This is a genomic window from Paenibacillus lautus NBRC 15380 (genome assembly GCF_004000945.1).
Lineage (GTDB): Bacteria > Bacillota > Bacilli > Paenibacillales > Paenibacillaceae > Paenibacillus_AQ > Paenibacillus_AQ lautus.
This window is the reverse complement of record NZ_BIMF01000018.1, coordinates 113,042-124,041: the sequence shown is the minus strand read 5'-3', so window position 1 is coordinate 124,041 and position 11,000 is coordinate 113,042. Positions and strand designations below refer to the sequence as shown.

The 11,000-nt window shown below is 51.0% G+C and carries 8 protein-coding genes and 1 riboswitch; of the genes, 1 reads left to right on the top strand and 7 read right to left on the bottom strand.

The features are described from left to right. Positions 1 to 18: 18 nt before the first annotated feature. From thrS to metA, 6 genes are all read right to left on the bottom strand, one after another. The gene (thrS, locus tag PLA01S_RS25085) at positions 19 to 1,956 is read right to left on the bottom strand and encodes a threonine--tRNA ligase (RefSeq protein ID WP_127594509.1); all 1,938 of its coding nucleotides are present in this window, start codon (positions 1,954 to 1,956) and stop codon (positions 19 to 21) included. A 459-nt stretch (positions 1,957 to 2,415) separates the two neighbouring features. Next, positions 2,416 to 3,321: a putative sporulation protein YtxC gene (locus PLA01S_RS25080; RefSeq protein ID WP_100538942.1), complete on the bottom strand. Its 906-nt coding sequence runs from the start codon at positions 3,319 to 3,321 to the stop codon at positions 2,416 to 2,418. 168 nt (positions 3,322 to 3,489) lie between these two features. Beyond that, on the bottom strand, positions 3,490 to 4,623 hold the full coding sequence (gene mqnC / locus PLA01S_RS25075) for a cyclic dehypoxanthinyl futalosine synthase (RefSeq protein WP_015737124.1): 1,134 nt from the start codon (positions 4,621 to 4,623) through the stop codon (positions 3,490 to 3,492). A 165-nt stretch (positions 4,624 to 4,788) separates the two neighbouring features. Then, positions 4,789 to 6,009, bottom strand: coding sequence for an aminotransferase class I/II-fold pyridoxal phosphate-dependent enzyme (locus PLA01S_RS25070; RefSeq protein ID WP_127594508.1), 1,221 nt, complete (start codon positions 6,007 to 6,009; stop codon positions 4,789 to 4,791). Continuing rightward, positions 6,006 to 7,190, bottom strand: coding sequence for a PLP-dependent transferase (locus tag PLA01S_RS25065; protein ID WP_127594507.1), 1,185 nt, complete (start codon positions 7,188 to 7,190; stop codon positions 6,006 to 6,008). The genes PLA01S_RS25070 and PLA01S_RS25065 overlap by 4 nt, the downstream gene beginning before the upstream one ends. A gap of 24 nt (positions 7,191 to 7,214) precedes the next feature. Then, positions 7,215 to 8,132 (bottom strand): homoserine O-acetyltransferase MetA, encoded by a 918-nt coding sequence (metA, locus tag PLA01S_RS25060; protein WP_015737127.1) that lies wholly within the window; start codon positions 8,130 to 8,132, stop codon positions 7,215 to 7,217. A 133-nt stretch (positions 8,133 to 8,265) separates the two neighbouring features. Then, a riboswitch (SAM riboswitch) is annotated at positions 8,266 to 8,395 on the bottom strand. A 441-nt stretch (positions 8,396 to 8,836) separates the two neighbouring features. Between metA and corA the strand changes: the two genes are divergently transcribed. Further along, positions 8,837 to 9,772, top strand: coding sequence for a magnesium/cobalt transporter CorA (corA, locus tag PLA01S_RS25055; RefSeq protein ID WP_127594506.1), 936 nt, complete (start codon positions 8,837 to 8,839; stop codon positions 9,770 to 9,772). A 77-nt stretch (positions 9,773 to 9,849) separates the two neighbouring features. On the opposite strand, the gene PLA01S_RS25050 is transcribed toward corA, so the two are convergent. After that, positions 9,850 to 10,875, bottom strand: a complete 1,026-nt coding sequence (locus PLA01S_RS25050) for an HRDC domain-containing protein (RefSeq protein ID WP_127594505.1) — start codon at positions 10,873 to 10,875, stop codon at positions 9,850 to 9,852. Positions 10,876 to 11,000: the final 125 nt, after the last annotated feature.

Here is an 11,000-nt window from a genome sequence, read left to right as displayed (position 1 = left end):
ATGCACTTAAAGCTAAACTTAAACGACGTGGGTGTTAATCTCTTCACGAAGCTTGAGGATGATCTCGTCCAGCGGCTGGGCACCGATGTCCCCTTCGCCGCGTTTGCGGACGGAAACGGCGCCCGCATTTTTCTCGTTCTCGCCAACGATAAACATATAAGGAATCTTCTCGAGCTGTGCTTCCCGAATCTTGTAGCCCAGCTTCTCGTTGCGAAGATCCGGCTCTACGGAGATACCGGCGAATTGAAGCTTCTCGGCCACTTCCTTGGCATAGTCTTCAAAGGCATTGGAAACCGGAATGACTTTAACCTGCACCGGTGACAGCCACAGTGGAAGCGCACCTGCAAAATTCTCAAGCAAGAACGCGGTGAAGCGTTCCATCGTACCCAGAATACCGCGGTGGATAACGACCGGACGATGCTTCTGGCCATCGTCGCCGACATATTCCAGCTCAAAGCGCTCAGGCAGCAGGAAGTCGAGCTGAACGGTTGACAGAGTCTCTTCCTTGCCTAGAGCCGTACGGATCTGGACGTCGAGCTTCGGACCGTAGAAGGCAGCTTCGCCTTCGGCCTCATAGAACGGCATGTCCAGGCTCTCGACGACTTCGCGCAGCATGCGCTGGGACATTTCCCACATTTCATCATTCTGGAAGTATTTCTCGGTATCCTGCGGATCCCGGTAAGAAAGGCGGAAGCGGTAGTCATGGATGCCAAAGTCCTTGTACACGGTCATGATCAGCTGAATGACCCGGGCAAATTCTTCCTTGATCTGATCCGGACGGCAGAAAATATGCGAGTCGTTCAACGTCATCGCGCGCACGCGATGCAAGCCGGTCAGTGCACCGGACATTTCATAGCGGTGCTGCATGCCAAGCTCAGCAATACGGATCGGCAGATCCCGGTAGCTGTGCATATCGCTCTTATATACCATCATATGGTGAGGACAGTTCATCGGACGAAGAACAAGCTCCTCGTTGTCCATCTCCATTTTTGGGAACATATCTTCCTGATAGTGCTCCCAGTGACCTGAAGTTTTGTACAGCTCCACGTTTCCGAGGACAGGCGTGTACACGTGCTGGTAACCGAGGCGCTCCTCCATGTCCACGATATAACGCTCCAGGGTACGGCGCAATTTCGCGCCGTTTGGCAGCCAGATCGGCAGGCCTTGTCCAACAAGCTGAGAGAACGTAAACATTTGCAATTCCTTGCCCAGCTTACGATGATCGCGCTTCTTGGCTTCCTCCAGCAGATGAAGATGCTCATCGAGCTGCGCTTTTTTCACGAACGCCGTACCGTAAACGCGCTGAAGCATTTTGTTCTTGCTGTCGCCGCGCCAGTATGCGCCTGCCACATTCATCAGCTTGAATACTTTGATCTTGCCGGTTGAAGGGACGTGCGGTCCACGACAGAGATCAAAGAATTCGCCTTGCTCATAGATCGTAATGACGCTATCCTCAGGCAGAGCATTGATCAGTTCCAGCTTGTACGGATCCCCGAGCTCGCCGAAGATGCGCAGCGCTTCCGCACGGCTTACTTCCTTGCGGACAATCGGAAGATTCTCGCCGATAATGCGTTCCATTTCCTTCTCAATCTTCTGCAGGTCCTCCGGATTCAAAGACTCCTCCAGATCCATGTCATAATAGAAGCCGTCCTCAATGACCGGGCCCACGCCCAGCTTTACTTCTTTCGCTCCATACAAACGCTTGGTTGCTTGAGCCAGCAAATGCGCTGTACTATGGCGCATCACTTCAAGCCCTTCGGGTGTATCCTGCGTTACGATTTCGATCAAAGCTCCGTCCTGAAGCGGTGTCGAGAGATCCACGACGATCCCGTCCATTTTTCCCGCGACCGCATTCTTTCTAAGTCCGCTGCTAATTGACGCAGCCACATCCTCAATACTGCTGCCCGCCTCATACTCCCGTACGGAGCCGTCAGGCAATTTAATGCTAATAGCCACCTTGCATTCCTCCCAAAAAGTATTTCACGTTTCTTCCATATATGAAGGACGCGTTAGTCTCCCCGCGAAGCCAGGCATGGATCCTCGGTGCACGCCTGAGCTTCAACGAAAGATACCGGAACATGCAAAAAACACCCGTCCCGCGAAGGGACGAGTGTTATACCCGTGGTTCCACCCTAATTCGATCTCTCCATCACCTTATGTACCAGGTACATAATAGATTAAGATCCTTCATCAGCATTGAGTAACGGTCATGAACCGGTGAAGCCTACTCATCCGCATTCATCATGACGTGCGGGTTCGACGACACAGCTACAAAGGGGTAAATCAATGGCGAACCGGAGGAAATTACAGCCGAGGTTTCCTCTCTCTGAGCGGTCAAATCCGGATTGATTCATGTCTTTGTCAGAGCTTTTACGTGATTTTATCAGTAATTATAATCCTGACCGCTTCGGTGCGTCAAGTCATCATTCGTCCGCTTCCGAGAAGCGCGCTGCATTCCGGACAGCTGCAGCATACTTCGGCGCGATTATCAAAGATGTGGGCCAATGTCACGATGACGGGAAGCTCAGGCTGCCTCGTGTGGATAATCATGCGGGCCGGAGATACCGAAATCAGCGTACTGACCACCATATCTTCAATCTCCATATCCTGGTCCAGCCTTTCCATAACGAGTCCTTCATCTCGAGGACGTTCAATCGGGCGAAGATTGCCATCCAGCAGCAGGAAATCTTCCTCCCCCTTATGAATGACGTGAACCAGCGGCATTTTGGGCTCCTGAAAATAAACAAAATATTTCAGCAGGCTGACAAACTCCTCGTACTGCTGATCGAGCATAAATTCATCCACTGCATACTCCGCCATCTCGCGGAGCTCCTGTTCATAGGACTGAAGCCGGAAGGTCATATATCCATCCAGATTGAGCTCAGATGCCTCGTTTAGGCATTGGTATATGCCTTCGGACAGCTTGCGTCTGCGGCTCTGCCAGAAGTCCGCGGACGGGCCTTCCTCTTTTTGCAGGAGCATCAAAAACCATTGCAGAATCCGCCCCGCTTCTTCCTCATCATCAAACTCGAATTCCGAGAACATTAACCGTGCAGCAATCTCCTGCTCCTTCTCTTCCATAATATAAGCAGTGACTGCTTCGGCAGTGAGCCGGCGCAGCGTGTCGGCCGATGCGGTCCATGAGGACAGCGGAAGCTTGCCGGAGCACGTCCATATCACGCGGTCATCCGAAGCGCTGAATGTGAATTTCAGCTGCTTGCATTGTTTATGTAGCTCTTTCTGCTTGTCTGACAATATACGGTGAAACGCCTTTTTCTCGTCTTCCGTCCTTGTACCGACAGAAATGCTGAACAGTTCCATGGAATCACTCCTTTCGAGTTCCCTTTTCAGTATATGGGGACCCGCTCGGGGATATACGGAACTCCTGCTTGGAAAAACAAGCAAGTCCGAAAGAATATCTAATAAGTGGCGCGCAAAAAGCGGACCGAGTTGCTCGGCCCGCTTTGCGGATTTTCATGAAGTATAGAATTAGTTCTGCATGACAAAGTCGCGCTCAACGGTGCTGTTATCTTCAAACACGCGCAGAATATCATACCGGGTATTGCGTTGAGCCGGAATGTTGCCGGTCTCGCGGATCAATTGAATGATCGATTCAATATTGACCTTATACACAGCTCCTGCGGAAGAAACCACGTTCTCCTCCATCATCGTGCTGCCAAAGTCATTACAGCCGTAGCTGAGTGACAGTTTGCCGATCTCAGGTCCCATCGTTACCCACGACGACTGCAAATTCGGAACGTTATCGATCGCCAAGCGACCGATGGCTACCGTCTTCAAGTACGCCTCCGGCGTTTCGCGTTCACGCTTAAGGTTTGTATTGTCCGGCTGGAACGTAAATGGAATGAAGGCCAGGAAGCCTTTGGAATCATAACCGTTCTGAATGCATTCATCCTGCGCATCACGTACGCGAAGCATATGGAGCGCACGCTCTTCCATCGTTTCGCCCAGACCGATCACCATGGTTGCCGTCGTATTCATGCCGACTTTATGAGCCGTTTGCATGACATCCATCCACTGGCGCCATGTGCCTTTCAAACGGCTGACTTTTTTACGGATGCGATCATCCAAGATCTCTGCGCCGCCGCCAGGCAGCGAATCCAGACCCGCACTGTGAAGCTCGCGCATTACCTCTTCGAGCGTAAGCCCGGAGATCTCCACCATCTTCATAATTTCCGCCGGAGAGAAGGAATGCATCGTAATGTTAGGAAACCGCTTCTTGATGTTACGAAGCAGGTCCGTATAATAATTGAAAGGCAAATCCGGATTGACTCCGCCCTGCATCAGAATTTCAGTACCGTTCACATCCTCGGTTTCCTGAATCTTCTGGAAAATCGTCTCATCGGGCAGAACATAGCCCTCGGAAGAGCCCGGTCTGCGATAAAAAGCACAGAAACGGCAGAATACATCACATATGTTCGTGTAATTGATATTCCGGCCGATAACAAATGTTGTGATAGGATCCGGATGCAGGCGCTTTGTCATCACATCCGCCGCATGACCAATTTTCTCAATCTCATCACTTTCAAAAAGCGTCACGGTATCTTCCAGGTTTAAACGCTCACCGCGTAAAGCTTTATCCAATATACGGTTTACCGCACTCATTCTTGCAGCCTCCCTACTTAGAGCAAAATAACAAACACCAGTAAAACTTTTTCTATCTCATCCTACCACAATCCGGCATTAAAAACGACATCCCGTCCGTGACAGGATGCCGAATTCTATGATTTGGCATATCTTCAAATGAAGTCCTTGCTTTCATGCAAATCTTTAGTAACTGGCAGCAAAAGCCCGATCCAGATCAGCAATCAAATCGTCCACATCCTCGAGTCCAACCGAGAAACGGAGCAAACCATCCGTAATGCCGCGTTCATGCCGAACCTTCTCGCCCATAGCTGCATGCGACATCATCGCCGGATACGACAGGATGCTCTCCACAGCTCCCAGGCTGACCGCTACCAGCGGCAGCTTCACATGGTTCAGCACCTGCTTGGCGCGCTCGCCTGAGCCGACGTCAAAGGAGATGACCGCACCATAACCGCTCGATTGTTTCTCATGGACTTCACGTCCTTGATGATTCAATAGGCCAGGGTAGTACACTCGCTCAATATCGCTTCTCCCTTGCAGCCAGGCCGCCAGCTTGGCTGCACTTTGCTCGGAGTGGGCCATTCGTGTGCTGAGTGTCTTCATGCCGCGCATAAGGAGCCAGGAATCCTGAACCCCAAGCACCGTGCCCAAACCATTTTGCAGCTGCTTCAATTGGTCTCCAAGCTCCTGGGTTCTGGCTACCGCGAGACCTGCCAGCACATCGCTGTGCCCGCCAAGGAATTTGGTCGCGCTGTGGATGACGATATCCACGCCGAATTCAATCGGACGCTGGTAAAACGGCGTCATGAACGTATTATCCAGCAGGGTAAGCAGGCCTTGCTCTTTCGCCCAATCCGTCACGGCACCAATGTCAGTAATTTTTAGGGTCGGGTTCGAAGGAGTCTCCATATAGACAGCTTTCGTATTCGGTTTGAGGGCAGCCTTCACCTGATCCAGATCGGTCATGTCTACAAAGGTGCTCTCGATGCCCATACGGCTCAGAATACTGGTCAGCAGGCGGTAGGTCCCGCCGTACACGTCCTCTGTCACGATCATATGATCGCCCGCGGAGAGCAGCATGAACGAGCTGGAGATCGCCGCCATACCGGAAGCATAAGCGAAACCGCGTACGCCTCCTTCCAAGAGGGCGATATAATCTTCCAGCGCCTGCCTCGTCGGATTGCCGGAACGGCTGTAATCGTGTTGCGGCGGGTTAAAGATATCTTCATGGTGAAACGTAGAGGCTTGATAGATCGGAACGCTTGAGGCGCCGGTTGCCCGGTCGATTTCCCCGCCGAAATGCAATAATTTCGTCTCGAAACGGAGTTCTTCCTCGCACTCCCGTTTTGTTGATAACTGCTTGGATTGCGTTTCCAAGCCCGATGGGCCTTTATCGATGCTCATTCTCCCGTGCTCCCTTCCACTTCAGCCATAGCTGCGCCCAGCGCAGCATCCAAATCCTCGATCAGGTCATCTGCATGCTCGATGCCGACCGAGAACCGGAGCAAGCGGTCATCCACACCGATCGCTTCCCGAATTTCAAGCGGGATGTCCGCATGGGTCTGGACGGCAGGGTATGTCATCAGAGACTCGACGCCTCCGAGGCTTTCTGCGAACGCAATCAGCTTGATGTGCCGCAGCACCGGCTCGACATAGCGGGCGTCCTTCACCTTAAAGGAGAAGATGCCCGTGTTGCCGCTGGATTGGCGATTCTGGATCTCATGCCCCGGATGATCCGGCAGAGCAGGGTAATACACCTCGCCGATCGCCGGGTGAGTTGTCAAAAAGGTTGCCACTGCGGTTGCATTCGTTTCGTGCCGATCCATGCGCAGCGCAAGCGTCTTCATGCCTCTCATCAGCTGATAGGAATCGGTCGGGCTTAACACCGCGCCGATGGAGTTATGAAGGAAAGCCATCTCCTCCGATAATTCCTTGCCCTTCGTTACGATGATACCCGCCAGCACATCGTTATGTCCTCCCAAATATTTGGTGGCGCTATGTATGACGATATCCGCCCCAAGCTCGATGGGTCTTTGGAAATATGGAGTCAAAAGCGTATTATCGACGATGCTGATCAGTTGATGGCGCCTTGCCCACGTACAGACGGCTTCGATATCCGTAATCATCATAAGTGGATTGGTCGGCGTTTCGATAAAGACAGCCTTCGTGTTGGGCTGTCTTGACCCTTCCAGGGCATCCAGGTCATTTGTATCGACGTACGTAGCCGTTACGCCGAACTTGGACATAATCCGCTCCAGCAGCCTATACGTCCCACCATACAGATCCAGCGATACAATCAGATGATCCCCTTGGCCGAACAAAGCAAAAATCGTCTGAAGGGCAGCCATGCCCGAGCTGCAAGCAAAGCCGGCATCACCGGATTCCAGCTCGGCGCAGGCATCCTCCAATACCGACCGGGTCGGATTTTTCGTACGAGCATAATCAAACCCCGTGCTCTGGCCTAATTTGGGATGGCGGTACGCCGTAGCCTGATAAATCGGAAAATTAACGGCTCCGGTTACCGGTTCTTGCACCGACCCGATCTGTGCCAGCCTGCTCTCTATATTCAAAGGTTTCTTCTCCATCACAAACTCTCCTCCCGTGTACTGCTATATTTGCGGACCAATATCGTACGGCGTTTCCTGATATACATAGTAATTGAGCCAATTAGTAAATAATAAGTTTGCATGCGCGCGCCAGATGGACGGAGGCGTCCTTGTTGGATCATCATTCGGGTAATAGTTGCGCGGCAGCGCGATATCCATTCCTTTGGCAACGTCCCGGTCATACTCCCATTTCAGAGAGTCCGCATCATATTCGGAATGCCCTGTGGCAAAAATCTGCTTTCCATCCCGGCTGGATACCAAATAAATTCCTGCTTCCTCGGACTCGGACAGGATGACCAAATCATCAACACCTGTAATGTCTTCGCGCCGAACTTCCGTATGACGGGAATGCGGAACAAAGAACATTTCGTCAAAGCCGCGGAGCAGCTTGGTACACGCTTCATTGATCGTATGTGGAAATACGCCAAAGCATTTTTCCTCGAGGCTGTATTTTGGCACGCCGTAATGATAATAAAGCCCGGCCTGCGATGCCCAGCAAATATGGAGCGTGGAGGTCACATGCGTCTTGGTCCATTCAAAAATTTCAGTAAGCTCATCCCAATAATTCACTTCTTCAAACTCCAACTGCTCGACTGGAGCTCCTGTAATGATCATGCCGTCAAAACGACGGTTCTTCACTTCTTCAAAGGTTTTGTAAAATGATTTCAGGTGCTCAGCCGACGTATTCTTCGAAACGTGGGAACTCGGATGAAGAAGAACAACATCCACCTGGAGCGGGGAGTTACCGATCAATCGCAGCAGCTGGGTCTCCGTCGTTTCCTTGGTTGGCATCAAGTTCAGAATAGCAATCCGCAATGGGCGGATATCCTGATGAAATGCATGACTCTCATCCATGACAAAAATGTTTTCTCCAGCCAGAACTTCCTTTGCCGGCAAGGCATCCGGAATTTTAATTGGCATTGTGGCTCACTCCTTCGAAATATGAAATGATACATCCATAAAAAGCTGTGAGAAAGAGCGTTAGACTGTATAAACGCAAGAAAACCTTTCTCGAAGTAGAGAAAGGTCATCATATACGTATCACAATGCGCCTCTCTCATCTGTCAGACTATACAACGGCTTCGAAGAAGCGTCGTATCTCCTGCAAGAATTAGCACCGTGCGATGTTGCCGCCGGTTGCCGGGTTTCATAGGGCTAGTCCCTCCACCTGCTCTTGATAAGATTTCGCTTTATTCAGTTGTCTTAAATGGTTCGTAATTGATACTTACTTTAAATCATTCCCAATTTTTCGTCAAGAACCTTTTCATAAGTCCGTCACACTTCACCGGAGGTTTCCATACCCTGTACAAATGGCCCTTGATTGCACCGGATTTTCAACTTGAAAGGTCCTACACCCGGCGTTATACTAGACAAGTGCTGTTTAAAACCGAGTATGAAAGAGGTGACATGGAAGATGGACGGTGACCCGAGCCAGAAACTGGATGCACAAGACGCACAACCGCATAGGATTAAGATCAGCTTACCGGCAGAGGGCGGCGTTATTTTTCATGCGCTTTTATCGTATTCTAACCTTCCTTGAATCATGCCCGTATACCGGTGGGCTGATATCCTGTGCCTTTACTGCTTAACCAAGCAGTTTGTATTTGACAAAGGAGTGATATCAGATGAAAATCCGGTTGGTCGATTCGGGCGTATTTACCCCTATTGATGACATCGAAATGACGCTGACACCTCCGGCCAGCGGCTTCTACTGGCTGGATGCGGACGTGGATGATTTAGCCGAACTGCAGCCCCTCTTCTCCCTGCATGATCTTGCGGTGGAGGACTGCCTCAGCGAAGAGGAGCAGCGTCCCAAAATTGAAATATACGAGAACCACTATTTTATCGTCGTGAACAGCATCCGGTTTGACGACGAAGAGATTTTCCTTCGGGCATTGAATGTTTTCCTGGGCAGACATTTTATTATTACGGTAACCAAGCAAAAGATCCACGAGCTTCGCACCGTTAAGCCGCTTCTCTGGGAGGACGAAGTCAGCACGCCTGACCGCTTCCTTTACCTCTTGATCGACCTTGTCACGGACAACTATTTCTCCGTCGGGGACCGCATCGAGGCGCGGATTGAAAAGCTGGAGGAAGACATCCTGATGCATACCAAAAAATCACACTTAAGCGAGATTATCGGTCTGCGAAGCGAGATTCTTTGGTTGAAAAAGGTGCTTGGACCGCAAAAGGAAGTTATCAATACACTTAACAAAAAAGATCTCCGGCTGATCGATGACCAGCTGCAGAAATATTTCAGCGATATCTATGAAAATGCCGTGAAAATTTCCGAAACCTTCGAGACCTACCGGGATCTCATGGGCAACCTTCGAGAGGCTTACCAATCCAGTATCGCCAATCGGGCCAATGAAATCATGCGTGTGTTTACCGCCATTACAACGATCTTTATTCCACTGACGCTGATTACGGGCATCTACGGCATGAACTTTGACAATATGCCTGAGCTTCACTGGGAATATTCTTATTATGTGGTTATAGGCATCATGATTTCTGCCGGTGCCCTCATGTTTTATCTGTTCCGCAAAAAGGACTGGATATGAAATACCACAGCACCACAGACAGAATCAGGACGGATCTCCTTGCCCAAGGAAATCCGTCCTGATTTCGTTCGTGCGGATTAGCCTGCGTTCGCTTTGCCAGGCTCTTCCCGCCGGAAGCGAATCCGTATCAGGCGCAGCCGCTCATACAGCTTCTCCGTTCCGCCAATCTCTTCTACCTCTCCATTCCGGGCTTGTCCTTCTCCATATACCCGTTGTAATACCGGTTTAAGAAACGTATCGCCCAGCTCTTCAAAAGCCTTCCATACCGTCGCCTGCTCTGAAGCCGTCATCGTATTCAATTCTACCTCCAGCAGCTGCTCGGTGTCATAACCTTCCTTCTCGAGCCCCTCCAATTCCTCAACCAAATCCCGACGAGATAATGAGGTGCGCTCTTCCAGCTGGGTCAGCGACGCTCCTTCTGCTATGCCAAGCAGCATCGTACGACGGATTCGGAAGCGGTCCAGCTCTTGCTTGTAGCGCTGCTCCTTCTGTTTATACAGCCAGGACAAGAACACTTCTTCCTGCAGCTGCTTATAAACCCAATCCAATGGAAAGGTTGTGGTTCGCTCGATTTTCGTCGTGATCTCCAGCCACTCCGCCCCATGCTCCGAGGCCTTGCTGACCCCGATTCCCGGAAGCTGCAGCAGCTCTTCCTCATTCTGGGGGATGAAAGCGCTAATCATGCGCAGCACCCGATTGCTGGCAATGAAGTAAGGGGCTTTTCTTCCGGAGGCCGCCTTTCTCCTGCGCCAGGCACACAGCTCCGTGTACAGCTCCTCCGAGCCATACAGCTCACTGTAGCACTGCAGCTTCTGCACACCAAGATTCTTGCCTCCCGTCTCTCCCGGTTCATGGAATACCCCCTCAACAAGCGGCCGGAAGCCCTCTCCAAGCTTCTTCGCTAATTGATGTCGGTACACGCATAATAACTCATTCCATGAATTTCCTTCATACCACTCCTCATCGGATACTTCACCGTCCGGATCCATATTCCGCCAACCGAGCTGCCATCCCCCCTCTTCCTCACCGATCCATACTTGAGCAGAACGGAGATGACCTGACTCATCCGCTCCGCTCATCTGATTCATGAACACAATTTGCATCCCTCGAATACCTCCCGTTTAAGCATTCAGCACAACGATGGCACAACGCAAAAAAGCACCTCTCCTCCGCCGCAGCGACAAAGAAAGGTGCTTCCCGTTCCATACGTTATACTGTTGAAACCATA

Excerpts from the sequence above, each read along its gene's own strand:
- corA (WP_127594506.1), top strand. The coding sequence starts at position 8,837 with ATGAAAATCCGGTTGGTCGATTCGGGCGTATTTACCCCTATTGATGAC.
- metA (WP_015737127.1), bottom strand. The coding sequence starts at position 8,132 with ATGCCAATTAAAATTCCGGATGCCTTGCCGGCAAAGGAAGTTCTGGCT.
- mqnC (WP_015737124.1), bottom strand. The coding sequence starts at position 4,623 with ATGAGTGCGGTAAACCGTATATTGGATAAAGCTTTACGCGGTGAGCGT.
- PLA01S_RS25070 (WP_127594508.1), bottom strand. The coding sequence starts at position 6,009 with ATGAGCATCGATAAAGGCCCATCGGGCTTGGAAACGCAATCCAAGCAG.
- PLA01S_RS25080 (WP_100538942.1), bottom strand. The coding sequence starts at position 3,321 with ATGGAACTGTTCAGCATTTCTGTCGGTACAAGGACGGAAGACGAGAAA.
- PLA01S_RS25050 (WP_127594505.1), bottom strand. The coding sequence starts at position 10,875 with ATGCAAATTGTGTTCATGAATCAGATGAGCGGAGCGGATGAGTCAGGT.
- PLA01S_RS25065 (WP_127594507.1), bottom strand. The coding sequence starts at position 7,190 with ATGGAGAAGAAACCTTTGAATATAGAGAGCAGGCTGGCACAGATCGGG.